Raw genomic sequence first — 23,618 nt, 5'->3', positions numbered from 1 at the left:
GGGGGCGGGGCGGCCGGCTCGGGCCGCTCGGGCCGCTCGGCGGCCGGGTCGGGGGCGGCCGGGCGCGACGACGGTGGGGCCGGACGGTCCTGGGCGGGCGGCTGCGGGGCCGCGACGGTCGGCGTCGGCGTACCCGTGATCGTGAGCCGCTTCTCGAGGCGGTCGAGGCGGGCCAGCACGCCGTCGGTGGCGTGGTCGGCGCCGGGCAGCAGGATCCGCGCGCAGAGCAGCTCGAGGAGCAGCCGGGGCGCGGTCGCGCCACGCATCTCGGTCAGGCCGGTCGCGGCGATGTCGGCGGCGCGGCTCAGCTCGGCGGCGCCGAAGCGGGCGGCCTGGGCGACCAGCCGCTCGCCCTGGTCCTCCGAGACGTCGATCAGGCCGGTCGCGGGGGCGTCGGGCACCGCGGCGACGATCACCAGGTCGCGCAGGCGGCGGAGCAGGTCCTCGGTGAAGCGGCGCGGGTCCTGGCCGGTCTCGACGACCTTGTCGACGACCCCGAACACCGCCGCGCCGTCGCCGGCCGCGAACGCGTCGACGACCTCGTCGAGCAGGGTGTCGGGCGTGTAGCCGAGCAGTCCGGTCGCGAGCTCGTGGGTGACCCCGGCCGGGCCGGCGCCGCCGAGGAGCTGGTCGAGCACCGACAGGGTGTCGCGGGCCGAGCCCGCGCCGGCGCGGACCACCAGCGGGAGCGCCGCCTGGTCGATCGAGACGCCCTCGCGCTCGCAGAGGTCGGAGAGGTAGGACGAGAGCAGCCGCGGCGGGATCAGCCGGAACGGGTAGTGGTGCGTGCGCGACCGGATGGTCGGGATCACCTTGTCCGGCTCGGTGGTCGCGAAGATGAAGCGCAGGTGCGGCGGCGGCTCCTCGACGAGCTTGAGCAGCGCGTTGAAGCCCTGCGGGCTCACCATGTGCGCCTCGTCGATGATGTAGACCTTGTACTTGCTCTTCACCGGGGCGAAGAACGCCTTCTCGCGCAGGTCGCGCGCGTCGTCGACACCACCGTGCGACGCGGCGTCGATCTCGATCACGTCGATGGACCCCGGACCGCCGCGCGCCAGGTCGCGGCAGCTCTCGCACTCGCCGCACGGGTCGGCGATCGGCGCCCGCTCGCAGTTGAGCGCCCGCGCCAGGATCCGCGCGCTCGTGGTCTTGCCGCAGCCGCGCGGGCCGGAGAAGAGGTAGGCGTGGTTCACCCGGTTGTTGGCCAGCGCCGACCGCAGCGGCTCCGTGACGTGGTCCTGACCGATCACCTCGGCGAACGTCTCGGGCCGGTAGCGGCGGTACAGCGCGAGGGGTGACTCCACGCATGAACCCTAACCACAGCCCCCGACAGTCGGTAGCGGGGCGGCCGGCACCACGTGCAACGCGGGGTTTCGGGGACTACTCACCCTGCCGGAACGGGGTGGGTAGTCCCGTAACCCCGGGTTTCAGCTGTCCGGACCCGGACATGCAAAGGCCCCCCGCGCACCCGACAGAGCTCGCTTGCCCTTGCTGCCTTCCGGCCCTGGGGGAGTTGGGCGAGGTGCCGCCACACGGGGGGTTGGCCCGAAGTCTAGGTGAGGGCCGGGAGCAGACCAAGACGGGCCCCTCGGTCGCCCACCCGGCCGATTTCACGGCGCCGTACGCCGACCGGTAACCTCCTCCGCGGAGGTATCGCCTAGTGGCCTATGGCGCTCGCTTGGAAAGCGGGTTGGGTTAATAGCCCTCGGGGGTTCGAATCCCCCTACCTCCGCCACACGGAACGGCGTCGCACGCAGGTGCGGCGCCGTTCGTGGTTCGCGGGTTGGGTCAAGAGCGCTCCCCCGATCTCGGGAAGGGTTCGAATCCCCCTACCTCCGCCACACGGAACGGCGTCGCACGCAGGTGCGGCGCCGTTCGTGGTTCGCGGGTTGGGTCAAGAGCGCTCCCCCGATCTCGGGAAGGGTTCGAATCCCCCTACCTCCGCCACACGGAACGGCGTCGCACGCAGGTGCGGCGCCGTTCGTGCATTTCGAGATCCGCTCAGCGGCGCCGCGACAGGACCGGCCGCAGCAGCAGCGCCACCACGAGCACGCCGCCGCCGATCAGCCCCCACCACACCGCGTCGTCGCGGGTGCTGGCGAGCAGGTCGTCCGCGGGCTCGGGGGCGGTGGCGCGCGGCTGGTCGGTGTCGGCGGCGGCGTACGCGAGCGTGCCGTCGGACGCGGGGGCGAGCGGGCGGGTGAGGGCCTCGAGCGGCTGGATGACGCCGTGCCCGGTCAGCCGGGTGCGGGTGCCGGCGGTGCCGTTGGCGGTCTCGAGCAGCCGGGCGACGGTCTGGGCGGCGGTGTCCTTCGGGTACGCCGAGCGCAACAGCGAGACCACGCCGCTGACGACGGCCGCCGACCACGAGGTCGCGATCTCGTCGATCACGCAGTAGTCACCGGTCACCGCGAGCGACACCAGCCCGAACGTGGGCGCGGCCAGGTCGGTGTCGGAGTTCTGGACGACGAACTGCGTGACGTCCTCGCCCGGGCGGCCGCTCGCGTTGACCGCGAGGACGTGCGGGTACGCCGCGGGGCGGAACAGCCCCTCGGCGTCCTCCCCCGGCTTCATCGGCGCCGCGAGCTCGGGGAGGCCGGGCTCCCCCTCCTCGGTGGGCCGGTTGCCGGACGACGCCACCACGACGACGTCGCGGTTCCACAGCCGCCGCACCGCGCGCTCGATCGCCGGGACGTCGCGGTCGAACGCGAGCGAGACGTTGGCGACGGCGATGTCGTAGCGCTTCGCGTTGTCGGCGACCCAGTTCAGCCCGGCCGCGACGCGGTCCGGGTCGAGGCCGTCGCCGGCCTCGTCGTACACCCGGACGTCGATGATCCTCGCGCGCGGCGCGATGCCGACGGCCTGCCCCTCCTCGCGCGGCTGCCCCGCGATCACGCCGGCGACGGCGGTGCCGTGACCGTCCAGCAGCTCGCGGCTCCCCGTGAACGACTCGCTCGCCAGCACGTCGAGCCGGGCGCCGTCGTACACGCCGGAGTCGACGACCGCGACGTTCCGACCGGCGCCGAGGGCCGGCACGCGGTCCTGGAGGTCGGCGATCCCGAGGGTGACCAGCGGCTCGCTGGGTCCGTCGACCGGCACCACGGTCTGCCCCGGGCTCACGCCCGTGCACGGTGACCCGGTGGTCTCGGCGGACGCGGGTGACACCAGGGCGAGCGGGAGCAGCGCGCCCGCGAGCATCACTCGCACGAGGTGCTCCCGGGCGGGCAGAGCGCCGCGTCCTCGGAGAGCTCGACGCCGTCCTCGAAGAGCCCGATCCAGCTGTCCGGCACCACGACGACGGGGTGGCCGGCGTACCCGAGCTGCTCGGCCGCGCCGGTGCCGCCGAGCGGGTTGGCCCGGCCCTTCCCGTCGATGACGTACGGCGCTCCTGCGTCGCTGTCGGTCCATCCGCCGGAGAGCACGTACGCCCCTCGGCCCGGGTCGACGGTCGCGGCCTTGGTCTCCGGCCCGAGGCCGGCGGCGCTGGCGTCGTCGCCGGGCGCCTGCGCGAGTTGGGCGAGGGGCGCGGCGCCGGGCTCGGCCAACAGCTGGGCGCACGGCTCGGCGGGGCCGTCGAGGGAGGTGAGGAGCTCGGTGGGCCACTGCGAGTCCGCGAGCGGCGGGTCCTCGAAGTCGAGGCCCGGGAAGCTCGACGCGGGCAGCGGCTCGTGGAAGCCGGCCGGGGTGGCCAGGTGCTCGTAGACGGTGGCGGCGAACGGGTCCAGCAGCGCCGGCCCGTCCTCGAGCAGCAGCACGGTGCGGCCGTCGGCGGTCAGCAGGTCGCCCACCCGCGCGCCCGCCGGGATGGCGTCGTCGCTGTAGCCGAGCGGGTCGCCGAGCCCCTCGACCTCCACGCTGGAGTAGTCGAGGTCGGCGCCGCGCGGGAACAGGTCCAGCCACTCCCGCGGCACCGGCACCGCCGTGCCGAGCGTGCCGGCGCCGAGGTCGAGCAGCATCGGGTCGGTCTCGTCGCGGTCGCCCTCCTGGCGCACCACCTGGTAGGCGTAGGCGCCACTGCGGCCGGTGGAGGTCTCCGCCGGCTGCGCGATCAGCCAGTACTCACCGTCGCTCTCGACCAGCACCTGCTGCCCGGACGCCGGCAACACCGAGGGCTCGACCGCGACGCGGGTGCGGATGCCGCTGCCCGCGGCCGTGCACGCCGTCCACCCGTCGTCGACGAGGAGGCCTGCGTCGGGGACGCTGGCCGGCGCCCCGAGGATCCCGATGTCCTCACCGATCTGCTGGTCGTCGATGGTGTCCTGCGAGATCAGCATCGGCTCGACGTCCGGCCCGAGGATCAGCGCCGCCGACGTGATGTTGATGACCGGACGCAGCTCGATCTCGCTCGACTCGGAGTCGGGCACGATGACGTACGCCTGGCCGGTGTCCTTGGAGACGATCAGCCCGTGCTCGGTCCAGTCGTCGGGCGTGCGCGGCGCGAAGACGCCCGCGATCGCGGCTCCGGCGACGAGGAGTACGGCGAGCGCGAGCCCGCCGACGATGGTGCGGCCGGGCCTGGCCGGCTCGACCTCGCGGCCGCCGGGTGCTCCGGACACGAATGCGGTGACCAGCCGGCGTCGACTGAACGAGTACGCCTCGACGAGGTCCTTCTTGGTGGCCATGGGTCAGCTGCGGATCGCGGAGAACAGGCCGACCGCGACGACGAGCAGCGGCAGCAGCGCGAGCAGCGCGACGCTCTCGGCGACGTCGCCGAGACGGCCGCGACGTACCGACGGGGTCGCGGGCAGCAGGGTCAGCGCGAGCAGGGCGGCACCGCTGCCGGCGAGCACGACCGCGACCGTGGGCCGCCAGTCCGGGTGGAGCACCAGCGTCGAGACCGCGATCGAGGCGAGCCCGAGGATGCCGGAGACGAGACCGACCAGCACCTCGGTGCCGGTGCGGTACTGCCGGGTGCGCAGCATGACCACCACGCAGCAGAGCACCGCGAGGATCGCTCCGGAGACGCCGAGCGAGACCGCGAGCGGCGCGAGCAGCACCAGCAGCAGGCCGACGGTCGCGGTGACCGCGACCAGGATCTCGTGGGCGACCCGGGCGTCGGTGCCGACGCGGGCCGGGTCGATCTCGCGCGGCTCCGCGGTGATGTCCGCGGTCGTGTAGAGCTGGTCGACGGCGGTGCCGGTGACACCGAGCGCCAGCCAGGGGAACACGCTGCCCGCCATCACGACGAGCACGAGCACGACGGTGAGCACGATCGCGGGGTCGAACTCGGCGGCCTGCATGACCAGGCCGGTGGCGAGGAAGATCGCGCCGACGACGACCGGCGGGATCACCAGCGCCCGGCCCTCGCCGAGGCCGAGCAGGCAGACCAGGCCGGCTGCCATCGCGCCGGCCCCGGCCGCCGCGACCGGCATCCCGAAGAACGGGTCGTCGGTGACGAGCATCAGCCCGGAGACCGCGGCGTACAGCGAGCCGGTCCAGGCGACCGCCACGGCGGCCTGCGGCTCGCGTTGGGCGCGGGAGAGCACGATCGCACCGGTGACCAGCGCGACGCTGACCACGACCGCGGCGACGCCGGCGAGCACCGAGCCGCGCTGGATCAGCAGCGCGATCGCGCCGAGCGCCATCAGCATCCCGGCGGCGGCGAGGGCGGTCGCCCGCCCGGACGTCGGGTCCCAGGGCTTGAGGTCGTGCTCGACGACGTCGGTCATCGCCTCGACCACGTCGTCGTAGACACGTGGCGGCTCGTCGTCGACGCCGGCGGCGACGGTGATGACGCCGCCGTCCTCGATGCCCTGGAGGATCAGGCCGGCGTCCGGCTCGAGGCGACGCCCGTCGGCGGTCACCAGCCGGTAGCCGCCGTACACGGTCGCCGGGTCGAGCAGGCCGACGCTGCGCGCCAGCTCGGGCACGAGCTCGGCGACCGGGACGGCGCCGGGGAGGACGAGGTCCACGCGGCGAGTGCCGGAGGCGACGGTCACCCGCACCATCCCGGACGTGCTCACGGTCGCCTGACTCATCGTCCCCTCCCTCAGACCATCTGTCGTCGCGAAGGGGCCGGCGCCCGGTGCGCCAGCCCCCTCGTGTCTGGTGTCGTCGTCAGATCTCGAACGACGCAGCACCGCGCGCGTCGGCGGCGCGGTACTCGGCGTTGGAGTTCACGACAGCAGCGCTCGTGTCGGCGAGGAGCGTCTTCATCTCCTGCATCGCCGTGTCCCACTTGGTCTTGGCGACCACGTAGGCCTGCTGGGCGTTACCGGTCCAGTCGCTGCGCAGCGGCGCGAGCTCCGACTCGAGGCGGTTCAGGCGGTCGTCGATCTGCTTGACCGCACGGGCCAGGTCGTCGGCCGCGGTGTCGAGACCTGCGTGGTTGACGCGGAGTCCGTCGAGAGACATCTCAGTCACCTTCCTCAGCCCAGGCGGGATGCGTAGTTGTTGAAGTTCGAGGACTGGCTCTGGTCCGTGCTGACGTTGTCGCGCTCGGTCGACGTCAGCGAAGCCTCGAACTCGTTGAGGGCGTTGGTGATGACCATCTGCTTCTCGGTCCACGCCGTGTGCAGCGAGAAGAACGCCGACCCACCGGCGCCGGCCCAGCGGCCCTGGAGCCCCTGGATCTGGCCCGAGAGCGCGTTGCTCAAGCTGTCGAAGTCTGCCTTGGCATCGGCCACCAAGCCTGCCGCTCGGGTGAGTGTGCCCTCACCCTGTCCCATCTCCGGTGCGCCCTGCGACATGTCGCCAACCCTTCCCCCGTGGCGGCTTCCCACCGCTTCGAGACTCTCGATGTATGTATGGCGATACCGGTTCGGTGTCGGCCCGAGCCGGACAGACGGTCGATTACCCGGGCCCCCCTGAGGTAAACCTCAAGAACTCATTTCCCACAGGCTCGCCAGCTCCCACAGCTGGCGGAACCACCCGACGGCCACCACGACCGACGCCAGGGCGAAGGCGACACTGAGGCTCTCGGCCACCTCGGCCCGGCGCGACCACCACGCCGAGCGCCAGCCGCGGCCGACCGCGACCGCCACCACGACGAGGACGACGGCAAGCGCGACCGCGCCGACGACGAACCAGCGGGCGGTGCCGTCCGGCAGGTCGCCGAGCAGGACGGCCAGCAGCGCGACCCAGCAGCCCAGGCCCGCCGTACGCAGCAGGGCCCGGGCGGCGGCGTGCCGGTAGCTGCGGGCCGCGAGCAGCAGCCCGGCGCCGGCGAAGCCGACCAGGCACCGGGCGCCGACGCGGTCGATCGGCAGGGTGGCGGTGGCCAGCAGCAGCGGTGAGCTGACCACCGCGACGACGAGGATCGCGGCGCAGGCCGCGGTGACCAGCCGGGTCCCACGGGCCGCGACCACGCCGACCGCGTCGACCGGCACGACCGAGCGGCCGCGCTTCCCGCTCGGCTGCTCGCGCGCGGACCACGCGGTGACCGCCAGCCGCTCGAGGTCGATGAGGTACTGGTCGGGCACGTCGATCGCGAGGCCGGGCACGAAGCGCGCGGCCAGCAGCGCGCCCATCAGCAGCAGCGCCCACGCCATCCGCGGTGGCGCCCCCGCCAGGGCGCAGAGACCCGTGAGCACGAAGACGCCGGCGCCCACGATGATCCAGATCCGCAGCGCCTCCTCCGCGCGCGGCGCCAGCGCCCGACCGACCGCGGCGGCGAGCGCGGCCGCGAGGCCGGTGACACCGAGGACCATGGGCAGCCGGACCGGGTGCGGGTCCCACGCGGCGGCGAACGCCGCGGCCGCCGCGAACGCCGGCGCCGCGACCACCCGGTGCGCCGCGAACCGACCGGTGGGCACGACGCCGATCGCGGCCGCGGCGAGGAGCACCCAGACCGTCGGCTCCGGCTCGGTGCGCGCGCACCAGCCCGCGAGCGCGGCGGCCGCAGCAGCCACGCAGAACCACAGGGTGGACAGCCCGCCCGGCTCCCGGCGTACCTCCTGGTGCGAGACCCCCCGCGAGGTCACGGCGGGCGTGATCCCGGTGGTCGCGACCAGCAGGTCGCCGGCGCCGATCCCCGCCCGGGTCAGCTCGGTGCCGCTCGGGATCGGGGCGCCGGTGCGGGTGTGCAGCTCGGGCACCGAGGCCAGGCCGGAGCGGCGCGCGTACTCCTCGGCGACGTCCGCCGCGTCGGCGCTGGCCGGTACGGCCAGGTCGAGGACGCCCGCGGGGCCGTGCACCGAGAGAGCGAGGATGTCCACGGGCGCACCTTCCCCGGATTTCCCAGGCGTCAACCCCGCTCCGCGGGGGTATGCAAGGCCCGTGACTACGACGCTGCGCGGCACCCGGCTCGACGCGCCGGAGATGCCGACCGGGCGGATCGACCTCCAGCCGCCGCCCCAGATCGAGCCCAACGAGGGTGCGAGCGGCGTGCTCATGAACGCGATCCCGATGCTGGGCAGCCTCGGCTCGATCGTGCTGGTGGCGACGATGGGCCGCTCGACCGGCGGCCGCGGCTTCATCGCCGCGGGCATGTTCCTGTTCGCGACGCTCGGCTTCGTGATCGTGCAGATCGACCGGCAGCGCAAGCAGCGCGCGCAGCAGGTGACCGGCTCGCGCACCGAGTACCTCCGCTACCTCGCCACCGTCCGCAAGGTCGCCCGCGACGCCGCCGACCAGCAGCGCCGCGCCCTCACCTGGCAGCACCCGGAGCCGGCCGCGCTGCCGCCGCTGGCCGACGAGCGGTCCCGCGTGTGGGAGCGCAGCTCGTCCGACCCCGGCTTCCTCCACGTGCGGTACGGCGTGTGCGCGCAGCCGCTCGCCCTCGAGCTGGTGCCCCCCGAGAGCACGCCGATCGACCAGGTCGACCCGGCCGCGGCCTCGGCGCTGCACCGGCTGCTCGTCGTCCACCGGCTCCAGCCGGACCTGCCGGCGTCGATCGACCTGCGCGCCTTCGACCGGGTCGAGGTGTGCGGGCCGGAGGAGCCCGCCCGGTCCCTGGCGCGCTCGCTGATCTGCGCGGCCACGGCGTTCCACTCCCCCGAGCAGCTGGTGGTCGCGGTGCTGACCTCCGAGCAGCACCTCGCGCACTGGGACTGGGTGAAGTGGCTGCCGCACAGCCAGAGCGCGCAGCAGTCCGACGCGGTCGGGCCGATGCGGATGGTGGCCACGTCGCTGGCCGACCTGGCCCCGCTGCTGCCACCCGACCTCAGCGAGCGCCCCCGGTTCGGCGCGGACGAGCGGCCCGCCACCCCGCACCTGCTGCTGGTGATCGACGGCGGCGAGCTGCCGCCGGGCAACCACGTCGTGCCGCCGGACGGCGTGCACGGCGTCACGCTGCTCGACCTGCCCGCGCGGTGGGACGAGCTCGAGGACTCCACGCGGCTGCGCATCCAGTTCGCGGGCGAGCCGGCCGCCGACGGGCGCTACCCCGTCCACGCGCTGCGGCTGCGCGAGGAGCCGATCAAGGCCCGCGCCGACCAGTGCAGCACCGCGACCGCGGAGGCGTTCGCCCGCCGGCTGACGCCGCTGCACGCGGTCGCCACCGGCACCGTCGAGTCGAGCAGCGGCGAGCTGACCGGGCCGGCCGACTTCATGGAGCTGCTCGCGCTCGGCGACGTACGCACGTTCGACCCCGGCGCGGCCTGGCGTCCCCGGCCCGCACGCGACCGGCTGCGGGTCCCGATCGGCGTCGGTGACGGCGGCACCGTCGTCCACCTCGACATCAAGGAGTCCGCCCAGCAGGGCATGGGCCCGCACGGCCTGGTGATCGGTGCGACCGGCTCCGGCAAGTCGGAGTTCCTGCGCACGCTGGTGCTGGGGCTGGCGCTCACGCACTCCCCCGAGCAGCTGAACATGGTGCTCGTCGACTTCAAGGGCGGCGCGACGTTCGCCGGCATGTCCGAGCTCCCCCACGTCTCCGCGGTGATCACCAACCTCGCCCAGGAGCTCACGCTCGTCGACCGCATGCAGGACGCGCTGTCCGGCGAGATGGTGCGCCGCCAGGAGCTGCTGCGCGAGGCCGGCAACTTCGCCTCGATCCGCGACTACGAGAAGGCCCGGCTGGCCGGCGAGGACCTCGCCCCGATGCCGTCGCTGTTCATCGTGGTCGACGAGTTCTCCGAGATGCTGTCGGCGAAGCCGGAGTTCATCGACCTCTTCGTCGCGATCGGCCGGCTCGGCCGCTCGCTCGGCCTGCACCTGCTGCTCGCCTCGCAGCGCCTGGAGGAGGGCCGGTTGCGCGGACTGGAGTCGCACCTCTCCTACCGGGTCGGGCTGCGCACGTTCAGCGCCGCGGAGTCGCGCTCGGTCCTCGGCGTTCCGGACGCCTACGAGCTGCCGGCCGACCCCGGGCTCGGCTACCTCAAGCCCGACCCGTCGACGATGCTGCGCTTCAAGGCGGCGTACGTCTCGGGTCCGCCGTCCGGCCGGGTGCGGGTACGCCGCGACGAGGGCGGCCACATCCAGGGCATCCTGCCGTTCACGATCTCGGAGGTCCTCGCGCTCGACGTCCCCGAGCCGGAGCCGGATCCCGAGCCGGTCGTCGTCGAGCAGCCCGGCGACCAGGAGTCGCTGCTCGGCATCGCCGTCCGCCACATGACCGGGCAGGGCCCGGCCGCCCACCAGGTCTGGCTCCCGCCGCTCGAGCTGCCCGACTCGCTCGACGCGCTGCTGGCCGACCTCGTGGAGGACCCCCGGCTCGGCCTCGTCTCCCCGCAGTGGCGCGCACTCGGCGGCCTCGTCGTGCCCCTCGGCACCGTCGACCGCCCGCGCGAGCAGTGCCGCGACACCCTCACCGTCGACCTCGGCGGCTCCGGCGGCCACGCCGCGGTCGTCGGCGGACCTCGCAGCGGCAAGAGCACGCTGCTGCGCACGGTCGTCGCGAGCCTGTCGCTGACCACGACGCCGCTGGAGTCGCAGTTCTTCGTGCTCGACTTCGGCGGCGGCACGTTCTCGCCGTACGTCGACCTGCCGCACGTCGCCGGCGTCGGCACCCGCAGCGAGCCCGACGTCGTCCGCCGGATCGTCGCCGAGGTGCGCGGGGTCGTCGACGGCCGCGAGGAGTACTTCCGCGCCAACGGCATCGACTCCATCGAGACCTACCGATCGCGCCGGGCGGCGGGCCGCGTCGACGACGGGTACGGTGACGTGTTCCTGGTCATCGACGGCTGGAGCACGCTGCGCGCCGACTTCGACGACCTCGAGCTGGAGATCCAGCAGCTCGCGACCCGGGGCCTCACCTTCGGCCTGCACATCGTGGCGGGGGCGGCCCGGTGGGCGGACTTCCGCGCCGCGATGCGCGACCAGTTCGGCACCCGGCTCGAGCTGCGGCTCGGCGACCCGATGGACTCCGAGATCGACCGCAAGGTCGCCGCGCTGGTCCCCACCGGCCGCCCCGGCCGGGGTCTCGTGCAGAGCAAGCTGCACTTCCTCGCCGCGCTGCCGCGCATCGACTCGTCCGCCGACGTCGAGAGCCTGGGCGAGGGCGTCGACGACCTGGTCAAGCGGGTCGCCGCCGCCTGGACCGGCCCGAGCGGCCCGAAGCTCCGGCTGCTGCCCGAGCGGATCGACCTGGCCGACGTCCGCGACCTGGCTCCCGACGACCGGCGGCTGCTGCTCGGCATCCGCGAGCGCGACCTCGGCCCGGTCGGCATCGACGCCGACGCGGAGCCGCACCTGCTGGTGCTCGGCGACGGCCAGTCCGGGAAGAGCAGCGTGCTGCGGGCGTACGCCGACGAGATGATGCGGACCCGCACGCCCGACCAGGCGCAGCTCGTCGTCGTCGACTACCGGCGCTCGCTGCTCGGCGAGGTGCCGGAGGACTACCTCCTGCACTACCTGACGTCGGCCCCGCAGGCACAGGCGGCGATCCGCGACCTCGCGTCGTACCTCGAGTCCCGGATCCCCGGCCCCGACGTCACGCCCGAGCAGCTGCGCAACCGGTCGTGGTGGAGCGGCGCCGAGGTGTTCGTCCTCGTCGACGACTACGACCTGGTCGCGACCCAGCAGAGCTCGCCGCTGCAGGCGCTGCAGCCGCTGCTCGCCCAGGCCCGCGACGTCGGCCTGCACCTGGTGGTCGCGCGCCGCTCGGGCGGCGCGTCACGGGCGCTCTACGAGCCGATCATCCAGTCGCTGCGCGACCTCGCGATGCCCGGCCTGCTGCTCTCCGGCAGCCCGGACGAGGGCCCGCTGCTCGGCAACGTGAAGCCGCAGCCGGCCGCGCCGGGACGTGGTCGCCTGGTCACCCGCGACCGCGGGGTCGAGGTCGTGCAGATGGCCTGGCGCGAGCCGTCGGTGTGATGTCGCCTCTGCGCTGACGGGGTCTCGACACGCTCGACCACCATCGGCGAGTCCGCTGACGCGTCCTCGCTACTTGTGCGTGTGCTCGCCGGGGCCGTTGACCTTGGTGCCGGGCAGGTCCTTGAGGTCGTACGTCACCTCGAACGTGCGCCGGTAGCCGGTGTGCGCGACCCGCCAGCCCTCCGGCGTGCGCGCGTAGCGGTCCTCGTAGAACGCCGCGCCCTCGAGCATGAACTGGAAGGCCGGGACGATGACCTTGTCCTGGAGGTACCAGCGGCCGGTCGCGGTGTCGCCGTCCACCTCGATCTCGGGGTGGTGGACCTGGTGCATGGTCAGGAAGCCCTCGGGGAGGTTCTCCTTCATGTAGGCCACCAGCGCGGTGCGGTCGTCGAAGAGCAGGCCGTTGTAGTCGCCGGTCGCGTCCGGGAGGAAGCACGCCTCGAACTCGTCCCACTTCTTGGTGTCCAGGGTCCGCAGGTAGCGGTACTTCAGCTGGCTGATCTGGGTCACGTCGTCCACAAAACTAGAACGTATTCTAGTTTTGCCGCGACGTCACGAAGTTCGTTGACCTCCTCGTAACGTCGCGTCAACGTCCCGGCGACCTGACTTCGGCACGATCAGTGCAGAAGCCCAGTCAAGGAGGCCGACATGGACGAGAAGACGACCGACCAGCTCCGCGAGCGGCGTACCAACCTCCGGTTGCGGCACGCCCAGGCGATCACCAGCCTGATGGAGGAGCGCACCGACCTGCGCGGCGTGCACGCCCTCGCGGACTACTTCGACGAAGCGGTGCGCTGGTCGGCCTAGCGGGCCCGGACCAGCGAGGTCGCGCACGCGTGCGAGACCGTCGACCGGGTCCGCTAGCCGCCCTTTGCGGGTGATCCCGCGTGCGGGGGCCGTCGTTATAGTCGCCGCGTGATCTTCAAGCGCGTCGGTGACGGGAGGCCGTACCCCGACCACGGGCTGTCCTCGCGGGCGTGGGCGGCGGTGCCGCCGCGCCAGGTGCGCCTCGACCAGCTGGTCACGACCAAGGACACGCTGCAGCTCGCCGCGCTGCTCGACGAGGACTCCACGTTCTACGGCGACCTGTTCGCCCACGTGGTCGAGTGGGAGGGCGAGTACTACCTCGAGGACGGACTGCACCGGGCCCTGCGCGCCGCCCTGCAGCAGCGCAACGTGCTGCACGCGCGCGTCCACTCGATGGGGGCGTAGAGCGTGCCTCTGATGTCGAGGGGAGCGCGGACGGCGATCACCCTCTCCGTGCTCTGCGTGGTGCTGGCGATCGCGGGCCTGTGGGGCTGGACGGCCGCGATGAAACCGCTGCCCGCGAAGGTCGACACACCGATCTGCGTGGACAAGACCATCGACGCCGGCGAGAAGGTGTTCCCGCAGGACGTCACGATCAGCGTCTACAACGCCAGTGACCGCGACGGCCTGGCCGGACGGACCATGCAGCTGCTGACCGACGTGGGCTTCGCCGAGGGCAGCAGCGGCAACGTGCCCGGACAGGTCGGCGTCGTCCAGATCTGGACGCTCGACCCCGAGAGCCCCGCGGTCGCCCTGGTGGCCAGCCACCTGGGCGACGACGTCGAGGTCCAGCGCCGCCAGCCGCCCGGCGACGGCGTCGCGGTCGTGGTGGGCGACGACTTCGAGAAGCTGGTCAAGGGCAAGAAGGCGGTCGTCGTCGAGTCCGACGCCGAGATCTGCAGCCCGCCGATCGCCTAGCTGTAGCTGGGGCGTCAGCCCAGCCACTGGGCGAGGCGACCGTGCTCGCTGACCTGGCGCAGCCGTTCCTCGGTCTTCTCGCGTAGCCGGCGCGGCGTGACCACGATGAGGTCGTCGCCGTGGCGCAGGACGGTACGCCGCTCGGGCACCATCGTCTCGCCGTCGCGGACGACCATCGACACCGAGGCGCCGCGCGGCAGCCGGAGCTCGCCGACCTCGACGCCGTGCATCTGCGACACCGGGCTGATCGTCACCTGCAGCAGGTCGGCGGCGACCTTCTCCAGCGGTGCCGCCTCCATCTCGAGCCCGCGGGGCTCGGAGCGGCGGGCGACCTTGAGGACCCGCGCCACCCACGGCAGCGTCGGCCCGGTGAGCAGCGTGTAGATGATCACCATCACGAACACCAGGTCGAACAGCTCGGTCGACCCCTCCACGCCCTCGGCGAGCGGGATCGTGGTGAGCACGATCGGGACCGCGCCGCGCAGGCCGGCCCACGACAGGAAGGCGAGCTCGCGCTTCGCCATCGGCTGGACGACCGCGCTGACCAGCACCGAGATCGGTCTGGCCACCAGCGTGAGGACCAGGCCGGCGGCGATCGCGAGGCCGACGGTGTGCAGGGTGATCCGTCCCGGCGACAGCAGCAGCCCGAGCATCACGAACAGCCCGATCTGGGCCAGCCACGCGACACCCTCGGCGAACGAGCGGGTGGCCACCCGGTGCGGCAGGTCGGCGTTCCCGAGCACCAGCGCGGCGACGTACACGGCCGCGAAGCCGGACCCGTGCACCGCAGCGGCGCCGCCGTACGCCAGGAACGCGAGGGTCATGACCGCGAGCGGGTAGAGGCCGGACGACGGCAGCGCGGCCCGGCGCATGATCCAGGCGCCGCCGAAGCCGGCGGCGAGGCCGATCGCGGTGCCGATGACGAGCTCGTAGAGGATGATGCCGCCGACCGCGAGGACACCGTGGTCGTAGACCGCGCCGGTCGACACGAGGGTCACGAGCACGACCGTGGGCGCGTCGTTGAGCCCGGACTCCGCCTCGAGCGATCCGGTCAGCCGGCGCGGCAGTGGCAGGTGCCGCAGCACGGAGAACACCGCGGCGGCGTCCGTGGGCGAGGTGACCGCGCCGAGGAGGATCGACACCTGCCAGGACAGGCCGAGCAGGAAGTGCGCCGCGAGAGCCACGATCGCCACGGAGAGGGCGACGCCGATGGTCGCCAGCGAGACCCCGAGCCGCATCACGGGCTTGATCTCGCGCCAGGAGGTGGTGAGACCACCTTCGGCCAGGATCACCGCGAGGGCGATGAAGCCGAGCGCGTGCGCGACCTCGGCGTTCTCGAACTCGATGCCGAGACCCTGCTCGCCGAGCGCGACGCCCATCAGCAGGTAGATCAGCAGACTGGGGAGGCCGGCACCCGCGGTCACCCGCACGGCCAGGATGGCCAGCAGCGTCACGGCAGACCCCACGAGCACGAACGTGTCGAGCTCGTGGACGTCGAACGACAAGAGTCACCTCGGCTGCGTCGGGGCGGCGGGTACGCAGTCTATCGGTGCCGCTCGGAGGGCCCGTCGCCCCGGTGCAGCCGTCGCGGGCGTCGTCCAGAACGTGCGATGGCAAGGCGCCGGAGCGAATTCAGGCTGGACGTCCTTCGAGCGACGGCAACGCAGCCAGCGTCGTGCTGGGCGGCGCGCAGCAGGCCGCCCGCCGGGGCGAGGGGCCCTCACACCGTCGGGGTGTAGCCAGGACGCCCGGAGGCGTCCCACTCCTCCCAGAAGGAGGTGAACTCCTCGCCGAGGAACGGGTCGCCGCCGGTCATCGCGATGCCGCCGCGGCGCACGGTCCAGTCCCAGGGGGAGAGCTCCTGGGCGGTGGCGAGGTGCCGCTTGGCGTCCTCGGTCCGCCCGGCCCGCTGCAGGTGAGCCGCGATCCGCCGGTGCGCGAGGGCGAGCTGCTCCTCGTCGGTGCGCTCCGGCGTCGTCCCCGCGGCGCTCTCCGGCAGCACGCCGTCGCGCACCCACGCGCGCAGCAGGTCGTGGTGCTGGTCGGCCCTGATCTTCGTGAAGTCGACGAACTGGTCGTCGCCCGGCGCGATCGTCGGCGGCTTCACGATCCGGTCCTGCTCGTCGATCCAGACGACCGAGGGGACGTTGGTGATGCCGTACTTCTCCGCCGTGACGTGGGCGGTGTCGACCGCGACCGGGTACGACGGGCTCGCGGCCTCGATCCACGGCCGGCTGTCCTCGGGGTCGGCGTCGAGCGCGACCGAGAACAGCTTCAGCCCGCTGTCGGCGAGCTCGTCCTGCAGCTGCTGCCAGCCGCCGAGCTCGTGGCGGCAGCCGCACCACGACGCCCAGGTCACGAGCACCCGCTTGTGTCCGGAGAAGTCGTCGAAGGAGACCGGGTTGCCGTCCACGTCGTTGAGCGTCAGCTCCGGCGCACGGCCGTCGGCGGTCTCGCGGTGGTGCAGCTCGGCGGAGGGCGCGAGCGCGACCACGTCGGTGTCGCGCGCGACCAGGTAGCCGGCGCCGGCAGCCCAGTCGTCGAGGTCCTCGAGGCCGGCCTTCGGGATGCACACGTCACCCCAGCAGAGGCCGACGTCCTTCACCTCGACCTGGTGCTCGCGGCCGTCGACGTCGATGAGGATCACCACGCCGGTCAGCATCGCACGAAACTGGAACATGTTCTAGATTGAGCGCATGAGCGAGCGCAGCGAGCGAATCATTCGAGACTGTGCGGCGCGTGCCTCATGCGCGCACGGAGCGAAGCGAGTACGAGCATGAGCAACACTGCCATTCCCAACGTCCTCCCCGCCTCGGCCCTGGACGGGGCGCCGTCGTACGACGTCGTCGTCGTCGGGTTCGGGATCGCCGGCGGCTGCGCCGCGCTCGAGGCGGCCCGCGAGGGCGCGCGGGTGCTGCTGCTGGAGCGTGCCGCGGTGCACGGCGGGACGTCCTCGATGTCGGGCGGGCACTTCTACCTCGGCGGCGGTACCGCGGTGCAGCAGGCGACGGGGTGGGAGGACAGCGCCGACGAGATGTACAAGTACCTCGTCTCGGTGTCCAAGGAGCCCGAGCACGACAAGATCCGCGCCTACTGCGACGGCTCGGTGGAGCACTTCGACTGGCTCGAGGCGCTCGGCTTCGAGTTCGAGCGGTCGTTCTTCCCCGGGAAGGCGGTGATCCAGCCCGGCACCGAGGGGCTGATGTTCACCGGCAACGAGAAGGTGTGGCCGTTCAAGGAGCAGGCGGTGCCGGCCCCGCGCGGGCACAAGGTGCCGGTCCCCGGCGACACCGAGGGCACCCGGATCGTGCTCGACCTGCTGCGCGACCGGCTCGAGGAGGCCGGCGTCGAGGTCCGCTACGAGACCGGCGCGACCAACCTCGTCGTGGACTCCGGGTCCGTGGTCGGCGTCGCGTGGCGGTCGTTCGAGCAGTCCGGCGTGATCGCCGCCTCCGCAGTGGTGATGGCGGCCGGCGGCTTCGTGATGAACCCCGAGATGGTCGCGGAGTACACCCCGGCGCTCGGCTCGAAGCTGTTCACGCTCGGGTCGACGTACGACGACGGCCTCGGCATCCGCCTCGGCGCTTCGGCCGGTGCGGAGCTCAAGCACATGGAGGAGCCGTTCATCACGGCGCCGTTCTACCCGCCGTCGACGCTGATGACCGGCTTCATCGTGAACGAGCAGGGCGAGCGGTTCGTGGCGGAGGACAGCTACCACTCGCGGACCTCGCAGTTCGTGATGGAGCAGCCGCACTCGGCGGCGTACTTGATCGTCGACAGCGAGCACGGCGAGCTCGCGAGCTACTCGATGCTGGTGCCGATGATCGACGCGTACGACACGATCGACGAGCTCGAGTCCGCGCTCTCGCTGCCCGCCGGCTCCGTGGCCGCGACGCTGGAGCGCTACAACAAGATGGCCGCCGCCGGTGAGGACCTCGACTTCCACAAGTCCGCCGACTGGCTCGCCCCGCAGGACACCGGCCCGTGGGCGGCCTTCGACCTGCGGCTCGGCAAGGCGATGTACGCCGGCTTCACCCTCGGCGGCATCCGCGTCTCGGTCGACGGCGAAGCGCTGCGGTCGGACGGCTCCGTCATCGCCGGCCTGTACGCCGCCGGCGCGTGCGCGTCGAACATCGCCCAGGACGGCAAGGGCTACTGCTCCGGCACCCAGCTGGGTGAGGGGTCGTTCTTCGGGCGGCGGGCTGGGCGGCACGCTGCGGGAAGCCGTGCATGAATCCCCGGTCGACCGGGGATCCCGACGGTTGACGGCCGTTGCAACGGCCGTCAAGTGCCAGTTTCCCCGGTCAACCGGGGATTCCGACACCGCGTAGCCTCGCCCCATGACCGACCGCTTCCAGGTGGCCAGCCGGGCCAACGTGCCGCCGTTCCACGTGATGGACCTGCTCGCGGCGGCCACCCAGCGGCAGCGGACGCACGGGGACATGCTGAACCTGCTGGCGGGCCAGCCGATGACCGGGGCGCCGGCGCCGGTGCGCGCGGAGGCGAAGCGGCTGCTGGACGGGACCGACCCGCTCGGCTACACGCCGGCCGCGGGCATCCTCGAGCTCAGGGAGGCGATCGCCGGGCATCACAAGCGGATGCACGGGATCGACGTCGACCCCGACGAGGTCGTGGTGACGACCGGCAGCAGTGGCGGGTTCCTGCTGGCGTTCCTCGCGGCGTTCGAGGTCGGCGACCGCGTTGCGATGGCGCGGCCCGGCTACCCCTGCTACCGCAACGTGCTGACCGCACTCGGCTGCGAGGTCGTGGAGATCCCGACCGGCCCGGAGACCCGCTTCCAGCCCACGGTGGACCAGCTCCAGGAGCTCGCGTCATCAGGGGGAGACATCAAGGGCCTCGTGGTCGCGAGCCCGGCCAACCCGACCGGCACCATGCTGCTCCCGAGCGAGCTCGCGGCCCTCGCGAGCTACTGCGAGGCCGAGCGGATCCAGCTGATCAGCGACGAGATCTACCACGGCATCGAGTACGCCGAGCCCCACCTGGCACGCAGCGCCTGGGAGACCAGCCGCGAGGCAGTCGTGTTCTCGAGCTTCTCCAAGTACTTCTCCATGACCGGCTGGCGGATCGGCTGGATGCTCGTGCCCGACCGGCTGCGCCGCGCGGTCGACATCCTCACCGGCAACTTCACGATCTGCCCGCCAGTGATCGCGCAGCACGCCTGCCTCGCGGCCTTCAGCGACGCGTCGTACGACGAGCTCGACGGCCACGTGCGGCGGTACGCCGGCAACCGCCGGCTGCTCCTCGACGGGCTACCGCGGATCGGGGTCACCGAGCTCGCGCCCGCCGACGGGGCGTTCTACGTCTACGCCGACGTCGGGCACCTGACCGACGACACCATGCGGTTCTGCCACGAGCTGCTCGAGCGCACCGGCGTGGCGATGGCCCCCGGGGTCGACTTCGACACCGTCGACGGCCACCGGTTCGTGCGGCTCAGCTTCGCCGGCCCCGGCAGCGTGATCGAGGAGTCCCTGGAGCGGCTCTCCACAGCGCTCGACCGCTGACGTTTCTCCACAGCCGGAGCCCGGCGACCCTGCGGTGACCGATCACCGAAGGGGGACGCCATGTACGCAGACACCACCCGGATCCGGGCCCTGGCCGAGGACCTGCGCGAGCGCGCCGACGAGGTCCGGGACCTCGCCGCCCGGCTCGTCGCGAGCGCCGACCGGGTCCCGTGGGAGGGCCTGACCGCGGACGCGATGCGGCACCACGTGGGCGACCGGGCGACCGCGCTGCGGCGTACCGCCCTGCTCCACGACGACGCCGCCGAGGCGCTCGACCGGCACGCCCGCCGGGTCGACCACCTCGACGACCTCGCCGACCTCGTCCCGTCACTGCTCGACGTCGTGGGGCTCGGCTGATGTCCGCCGACATCACGGACGTCACCGGAGGCGCCGGCGGCATCGAGGCGGTGCACGACGCGATCCGCGCGCTGGCCGCGACGTTCGACGACGCCGGCAGCGCGCTGCGCGGCTGGTCCACCCTCGGAGCCCGCACCATGGCCGACCCTGCCCTGCTCGCGTCCGCACCCCTGTCACCGCTGACGTTCGCCGAGGCCGAGGCGACCGTCCTCGCCGCGACGACCGGGCCTGACGGCCTGCTCGTCGAGTCCTGCGCGTGGGAGGCGGACGCCGTGCTCGTCCGGGCCGCGCTCACCGCCCTCGAGGTCGCCGACGCCGCGGCCCAGGCGCACCTCGACCAGGTCGACCGGACCCTCGCCCGCACGCCGCTGGTCGCGCTCGCCGTCGTCCCCGGCATGCCCGACGTCGTCGTCGAGAACCTCCTGAACGGCCTCCAACCGGGACTGACGGCCGGCCTGCTCGCGGCGGCGTACGGCGGCGCCGGCACCGCCGCGGTCACCCGGATCGGCCGGCAGCCCAGCGCCCAGCCCGCCGACCTCGAGGGACTGGTCACGCACCTGCAGGGCGTGGCCGCGCTGTCGCCCGAGGCGGGCTCGCCGCTCAACGGCACGATCGAGATCCAGACCATCGACGGCGGTGACGGCCCGCGGCACATCGTGTACCTCCCCGGCACCGACGACATGGCCACGCTGCCGTGGACCCAGGACGGTGACGTCCGCGACCTGCCGACCGACTTCCAGCTGATGGCCGGGCGGGAGGACCCGTACCAGCAGGGCATCCTGGACGCGATGGCCCAGGCCGGTGTCGCCGCACACGAGCCGGTGCTGCTCGTCGGGCACTCGATGGGCGGCATGGCGGCCGCCGCGATCCTCGGTCGGGGCAGCGAGTTCGACGTCACGCACGTCGTGACGGCGGGGTCGCCGACCGCTCAGGTGCCGTCGTTCCCCGACGGCAGCCACGTCCTCTCGCTGGAGCACCAGGGCGACGTCGTACCCCTCACCGACGGCGCGCCCAACCCGGACACCGTCGAGCAGGTCACCGTGCGGTTCGAGGCCGAGAGCGGCCCCGGCATCGTCGACCGCCACGCGTACGCGCCGTACGTCGAGGGCGCCGCGGCAGCCGACGCGTCGACCGATCCGTCGGTGCGCGAGCAGCTCGAGAGCCTGCACGCGGACGGGTTCCTGGCCGGTCCGGGGCGGGCTCCTGCGACCGTCACGAGCCAGGTCTTCCAGGTCGTGCGCGCACCGTGACGGGCGTTTCGTGGTGGGGATACGGGGAATGCGAAGACGGACCACCCGAACGATCTCGGAGGGAAGGTGGGTCATGTACGGCGACACCGACGTGATGCGCAGACACGCTGATCGGCTACGAGAACAAGGCGTCGACCTCCGCGCGCTGGCCGACCGGCTGGTCGCCCAGACGGAGAGCGCCGGCTGGGCCGGACGCGCCGCCGACGCGCTGGCCGAGCGGATCCGCGAGCGCGCCACGCACCTGCGCGACGTCGCGTCGCGCCACGACGACGCCGCCGAGTCGATGGATACGCACGTGGTCGAGGTCGACCGGCTCAAGGAGGCCATCGCCGACGCCGAGCGCCGCGCCGACGGCGGACGCGAGGTCCCGCCGTCCGGGCACAAGGACTGGCTGACCCTCGACCTCCCGGGCCGCTGATGGCGATCATCGACCTCGGTACGCCGCCCGCGGCACCCCTCGGACTCCTCGCGTCGCTGCCGCGACGGATCTCGTTGACCCTCCCCGAGCTGCGCGTGCTCGCCGAGAGCGCCGGCGGCGCGCCGCTGCCCTTCGACGTGACGGGCGAGCCCGACCTCACCCTCGGCGGACGGCTCGGCCGGACGCCGGCCGACAGCGAGGACGAGGCGTACGCCGCCGCGGTCCAGGCGCTCCACGAGCCACGCTCGTCCCTGGCCAGGCGCGGGCTGCTGGTCGACACCGTGGCGGACGAGGGCCTGCTCGGCGCGGTCGGCCTGCTCGCCACGCCCACCGTCGCGATCGATCTCGACGTGTCCGTGGGGACGTCCCGCGTGCGCGCCTGGCACCGGCAGCGCGAGGGCGCGGTCGCCAGCCTGGCCACGACCGACGGGCTGGTGTTCGAGCTCGCGTGGTTCCCGACCGAGAAGTGGGCCGACGAGCTCGCGCGGGTCGCCGTGCTCCCCGAGGACCACGCGTCCCGCCCCTCGGCCGCGCCGAGCCGGCTGGACCTGCCCTACGAGCTGGTCGACGCCGCCGTCGAGGCGGTCCGGTCCCACCGGTCCGACCTGCTGTCGGTCCTGGTGGCCGACGACCTCGAGCTGGTGCCGGTCCTCACCGCGCTCGCGACCGAGCCGACCGGCCGGCTGCGGGCACTGGTCGCCGACGTGTCGACCTCGGCCACGACCGTCGTCGGCGTCGTGTCGTGGGTGCTGCTGGCCGACGGCTGGCGGGCGCTGCGGCCGCGGCGGGTCGACGGCGTCGACCGGGTCGAGGTGCGCGCCAGGCACCCGAGCGACCTCGCGGCCGAGCTGGCGCCGGTGCTCGCGGAGGTGACCCCGTGACCGCCACTGACGACCGCCCCTACGAGCAGCTGATGATGCTGGCCGCGCTCTTCGACAGCTCCGGCGCCGACCTGCGCGGCCGCGCCGGCCTCGGCGAGCAGGTGCTCGGCGACCCGGCGGTCGCCGACTCGGCCGAGCTCGCGCCGGCGACGTACGCCCGGCTCGACGACGCGGTCCGGGGCGCGACCACCGGGCAGCACGGGCTGCTGACCCGCTCCGTCGAGCTCGCCGCCGACGCCCTGATCGTGCGGGCCACCGTGCAGACCTACCTCTGGATCGACGAGCTGCAGGAAGCCGCCTACCGCACGCTCGGCTCGATCGCCGCCCGCGCGATCGGCTACCTCGCGCCCGAGGTCGCGCTCGGCGGCGCGGTCGTCTCCGCGGGTCTGATCGAGACCGACGCACTCGACCGGGACGGCGTCGCGGCGTACCTCGACGAGCTCGCGGCGAGCAACCCCGAGCTGATGGACCACGTCGCCAGCGGCGGTGGGCTCCTCGACGGGCTCCAGATGCGCTCGCTGCTCACCGCCGGGGTGCCGGTCGGCGAGTCGTGGTCGGCCGCCGCCCGCGGCGGCCTACGGGCCGCCGGCGCGCAGGCCTTCCCGACCGACCTCGGCGCCGCGCTGCGCGACGTCGCGGGCGAGGTCGTGGGGCAGCCGTCCGACGTGCCCGTCCCGGCGACCCTCCCCCGCGAGCGCCCGCGCGGGCTCGAGGACCTGATCGCCACGCTCGGCGCGACGTCCGAGCCGGTCGCGGTGCACGAGGTGGCGCCGCACCGCTACGTCGCCTACCTGCCCGGCCCCCAGGGCAACGGCGCTCGGCTGCGGCTGGTCAGCGGCGACCACCAGGGGTACGCCGACCTGGTCGTGCGCGCACTGGAGGCCGCCGTCGGCGCGGGGACCGAGCCGGCCCGGGTGACGCTGGTCGGCGCGGGCCACGGCGGCGTGACCGCGGTCGACATCGCCGCCCTCGACGGTCACGACCCGTTCGTCGTCGACCAGGTGGTCACCGTCGGCGCCCCGCCTGCGTTGGTCCCCCGGCTGCCGAGCGGGGTGCACGTGCTGTCGCTCGAGGACCGCCGCGATCCCGTGGCGCAGCTCGGCGCGCTCGTCAACGCGGACACCGAGAACCGGCTCGCCGTCGTGGTCGACGGCGACGACTACGTGGCCGGCGCCCGCGCGGCCGACGCGGCGACGCATCCGGCGCTGCGCGGCGAGCTGGAGCGGCTCCGGGAGCTCGGCTACCTCGCGTCGTCGTCGGTCGAATAGCA

Annotated in this window: 21 protein-coding genes, 1 tRNA gene and 1 other RNA gene; 12 read left to right on the top strand and 11 right to left on the bottom strand. The window is 73.4% G+C overall.

The genetic code is table 11. The features are described 5' to 3' along the window. Both MJ604_RS12235 and ffs read right to left on the bottom strand, forming a co-directional pair. The coding region (locus MJ604_RS12235) for a DNA polymerase III subunit gamma and tau (RefSeq protein WP_243058665.1) at window positions 1-1,304 on the bottom strand (1,304 nt) is incomplete at its 3' end. 147 nt (window positions 1,305-1,451) lie between these two features. After that, an RNA gene (ffs, locus tag MJ604_RS12230) (signal recognition particle sRNA small type) lies at window positions 1,452-1,542 on the bottom strand. Window positions 1,543-1,646: 104 nt separating this feature from the next. On the opposite strand from ffs, the gene MJ604_RS12225 reads away from it, so the two are divergent. Further along, a tRNA-Ser gene (locus tag MJ604_RS12225) sits at window positions 1,647-1,735 on the top strand. Window positions 1,736-2,001: 266 nt separating this feature from the next. On the opposite strand, the gene MJ604_RS12220 is transcribed toward MJ604_RS12225, so the two are convergent. The 6 genes from MJ604_RS12220 to MJ604_RS12195 all read right to left on the bottom strand — a co-directional run bounded on the left by MJ604_RS12220 (window position 2,002) and on the right by MJ604_RS12195 (window position 8,156). Next, window positions 2,002-3,198, bottom strand: a complete 1,197-nt coding sequence (locus MJ604_RS12220) for a S8 family serine peptidase (RefSeq protein WP_243058695.1) — start codon at window positions 3,196-3,198, stop codon at window positions 2,002-2,004. Beyond that, window positions 3,198-4,622: a type VII secretion protein EccB gene (gene eccB / locus MJ604_RS12215; RefSeq protein ID WP_243058663.1), complete on the bottom strand. Its 1,425-nt coding sequence runs from the start codon at window positions 4,620-4,622 to the stop codon at window positions 3,198-3,200. Before eccB ends, MJ604_RS12220 begins: the two co-directional genes overlap by 1 nt. Before the next feature lie 3 nt (window positions 4,623-4,625). Further along, a complete protein-coding gene (gene eccD, locus MJ604_RS12210) occupies window positions 4,626-5,978 on the bottom strand; it encodes a type VII secretion integral membrane protein EccD (protein ID WP_243058662.1) in 1,353 nt (450 codons plus the stop codon). Between the two features lie 79 nt (window positions 5,979-6,057). Next, a complete protein-coding gene (locus tag MJ604_RS12205) occupies window positions 6,058-6,354 on the bottom strand; it encodes a WXG100 family type VII secretion target (protein ID WP_243058661.1) in 297 nt (98 codons plus the stop codon). 14 nt (window positions 6,355-6,368) lie between these two features. Next, the gene (locus MJ604_RS12200; RefSeq protein ID WP_279235893.1) at window positions 6,369-6,668 is read right to left on the bottom strand and encodes a WXG100 family type VII secretion target; all 300 of its coding nucleotides are present in this window, start codon (window positions 6,666-6,668) and stop codon (window positions 6,369-6,371) included. A 150-nt stretch (window positions 6,669-6,818) separates the two neighbouring features. Next, window positions 6,819-8,156, bottom strand: coding sequence for a hypothetical protein (locus MJ604_RS12195; protein WP_243058659.1), 1,338 nt, complete (start codon window positions 8,154-8,156; stop codon window positions 6,819-6,821). A gap of 61 nt (window positions 8,157-8,217) precedes the next feature. Here MJ604_RS12195 and eccCa point away from each other — a divergent pair, with 61 nt between their 5' ends. Beyond that, window positions 8,218-12,195: a type VII secretion protein EccCa gene (gene eccCa, locus MJ604_RS12190; protein WP_243058657.1), complete on the top strand. Its 3,978-nt coding sequence runs from the start codon at window positions 8,218-8,220 to the stop codon at window positions 12,193-12,195. Window positions 12,196-12,264: 69 nt separating this feature from the next. Here eccCa and MJ604_RS12185 read toward each other — a convergent pair whose 3' ends face one another. Next, on the bottom strand, window positions 12,265-12,714 hold the full coding sequence (locus MJ604_RS12185) for a nuclear transport factor 2 family protein (RefSeq protein WP_243058653.1): 450 nt from the start codon (window positions 12,712-12,714) through the stop codon (window positions 12,265-12,267). Between the two features lie 129 nt (window positions 12,715-12,843). Between MJ604_RS12185 and MJ604_RS12180 the strand changes: the two genes are divergently transcribed. The 3 genes from MJ604_RS12180 to MJ604_RS12170 all read left to right on the top strand — a co-directional run bounded on the left by MJ604_RS12180 (window position 12,844) and on the right by MJ604_RS12170 (window position 13,920). After that, complete coding sequence (locus tag MJ604_RS12180; protein ID WP_243058652.1) at window positions 12,844-13,002, top strand: hypothetical protein; 159 nt, start codon at window positions 12,844-12,846, stop codon at window positions 13,000-13,002. A 108-nt stretch (window positions 13,003-13,110) separates the two neighbouring features. Next, on the top strand, window positions 13,111-13,407 hold the full coding sequence (locus MJ604_RS12175; protein WP_243058651.1) for a type II toxin-antitoxin system VapB family antitoxin: 297 nt from the start codon (window positions 13,111-13,113) through the stop codon (window positions 13,405-13,407). 12 nt (window positions 13,408-13,419) lie between these two features. Further along, window positions 13,420-13,920: a LytR C-terminal domain-containing protein gene (locus tag MJ604_RS12170; protein ID WP_243058650.1), complete on the top strand. Its 501-nt coding sequence runs from the start codon at window positions 13,420-13,422 to the stop codon at window positions 13,918-13,920. Window positions 13,921-13,934: 14 nt separating this feature from the next. Here the strand turns inward: MJ604_RS12170 and MJ604_RS12165 are convergent, their stop codons facing one another. Together MJ604_RS12165 and MJ604_RS12160 are read right to left on the bottom strand one after the other, a co-directional pair. Beyond that, entirely contained in the window at window positions 13,935-15,425 is a 1,491-nt protein-coding gene (locus tag MJ604_RS12165; RefSeq protein WP_243058649.1) for a potassium/proton antiporter, read from the bottom strand. A 215-nt stretch (window positions 15,426-15,640) separates the two neighbouring features. Then, window positions 15,641-16,582, bottom strand: coding sequence for a TlpA disulfide reductase family protein (locus MJ604_RS12160; protein WP_279235889.1), 942 nt, complete (start codon window positions 16,580-16,582; stop codon window positions 15,641-15,643). A gap of 114 nt (window positions 16,583-16,696) precedes the next feature. Between MJ604_RS12160 and MJ604_RS12155 the strand changes: the two genes are divergently transcribed. The 7 genes from MJ604_RS12155 (at window position 16,697) to MJ604_RS12125 (ending at window position 23,616) form a co-directional block, all read left to right on the top strand. Then, entirely contained in the window at window positions 16,697-18,154 is a 1,458-nt protein-coding gene (locus MJ604_RS12155) for an FAD-binding protein (RefSeq protein ID WP_243058647.1), read from the top strand. 106 nt (window positions 18,155-18,260) lie between these two features. Continuing rightward, entirely contained in the window at window positions 18,261-19,442 is a 1,182-nt protein-coding gene (locus MJ604_RS12150; RefSeq protein WP_243058646.1) for a pyridoxal phosphate-dependent aminotransferase, read from the top strand. Window positions 19,443-19,502: 60 nt separating this feature from the next. Next, window positions 19,503-19,799, top strand: a complete 297-nt coding sequence (locus MJ604_RS12145; protein WP_243058644.1) for a hypothetical protein — start codon at window positions 19,503-19,505, stop codon at window positions 19,797-19,799. Continuing rightward, on the top strand, window positions 19,799-21,049 hold the full coding sequence (locus MJ604_RS12140; RefSeq protein ID WP_243058642.1) for a hypothetical protein: 1,251 nt from the start codon (window positions 19,799-19,801) through the stop codon (window positions 21,047-21,049). The genes MJ604_RS12145 and MJ604_RS12140 overlap by 1 nt, the downstream gene beginning before the upstream one ends. Before the next feature lie 73 nt (window positions 21,050-21,122). Then, window positions 21,123-21,467, top strand: coding sequence for a hypothetical protein (locus tag MJ604_RS12135; RefSeq protein ID WP_243058638.1), 345 nt, complete (start codon window positions 21,123-21,125; stop codon window positions 21,465-21,467). After that, complete coding sequence (locus tag MJ604_RS12130) at window positions 21,467-22,348, top strand: hypothetical protein (protein ID WP_243058636.1); 882 nt, start codon at window positions 21,467-21,469, stop codon at window positions 22,346-22,348. The genes MJ604_RS12135 and MJ604_RS12130 overlap by 1 nt, the downstream gene beginning before the upstream one ends. Further along, complete coding sequence (locus MJ604_RS12125) at window positions 22,345-23,616, top strand: hypothetical protein (protein WP_243058635.1); 1,272 nt, start codon at window positions 22,345-22,347, stop codon at window positions 23,614-23,616. Before MJ604_RS12130 ends, MJ604_RS12125 begins: the two co-directional genes overlap by 4 nt. The last annotated feature ends 2 nt before the right edge of the window (window positions 23,617-23,618 follow it).

The sequence above is a fragment of the Nocardioides sp. SR21 genome (assembly GCF_022761125.1).
Classification (GTDB): domain Bacteria; phylum Actinomycetota; class Actinomycetes; order Propionibacteriales; family Nocardioidaceae; genus Nocardioides.
Note: the sequence above shows the minus strand (reverse complement) of the source record. Positions and strands in the feature narration are given on the sequence as shown.

Bases quoted from the DNA above. Each gene is read 5' to 3' on its own strand.
- MJ604_RS12220 (WP_243058695.1), bottom strand. From the start codon at position 3,198: ATGCTCGCGGGCGCGCTGCTCCCGCTCGCCCTGGTGTCACCCGCGTCC.
- eccB (WP_243058663.1), bottom strand. From the start codon at position 4,622: ATGGCCACCAAGAAGGACCTCGTCGAGGCGTACTCGTTCAGTCGACGC.
- eccD (WP_243058662.1), bottom strand. From the start codon at position 5,978: ATGAGTCAGGCGACCGTGAGCACGTCCGGGATGGTGCGGGTGACCGTC.
- MJ604_RS12205 (WP_243058661.1), bottom strand. From the start codon at position 6,354: ATGTCTCTCGACGGACTCCGCGTCAACCACGCAGGTCTCGACACCGCG.
- MJ604_RS12200 (WP_279235893.1), bottom strand. From the start codon at position 6,668: ATGGGACAGGGTGAGGGCACACTCACCCGAGCGGCAGGCTTGGTGGCC.
- MJ604_RS12180 (WP_243058652.1), top strand. From the start codon at position 12,844: ATGGACGAGAAGACGACCGACCAGCTCCGCGAGCGGCGTACCAACCTC.
- MJ604_RS12170 (WP_243058650.1), top strand. From the start codon at position 13,420: ATGTCGAGGGGAGCGCGGACGGCGATCACCCTCTCCGTGCTCTGCGTG.
- MJ604_RS12160 (WP_279235889.1), bottom strand. From the start codon at position 16,582: ATGCTGACCGGCGTGGTGATCCTCATCGACGTCGACGGCCGCGAGCAC.
- MJ604_RS12155 (WP_243058647.1), top strand. From the start codon at position 16,697: ATGAGCAACACTGCCATTCCCAACGTCCTCCCCGCCTCGGCCCTGGAC.
- MJ604_RS12150 (WP_243058646.1), top strand. From the start codon at position 18,261: ATGACCGACCGCTTCCAGGTGGCCAGCCGGGCCAACGTGCCGCCGTTC.
- MJ604_RS12145 (WP_243058644.1), top strand. From the start codon at position 19,503: ATGTACGCAGACACCACCCGGATCCGGGCCCTGGCCGAGGACCTGCGC.
- MJ604_RS12140 (WP_243058642.1), top strand. From the start codon at position 19,799: ATGTCCGCCGACATCACGGACGTCACCGGAGGCGCCGGCGGCATCGAG.
- MJ604_RS12135 (WP_243058638.1), top strand. From the start codon at position 21,123: ATGTACGGCGACACCGACGTGATGCGCAGACACGCTGATCGGCTACGA.
- MJ604_RS12130 (WP_243058636.1), top strand. From the start codon at position 21,467: ATGGCGATCATCGACCTCGGTACGCCGCCCGCGGCACCCCTCGGACTC.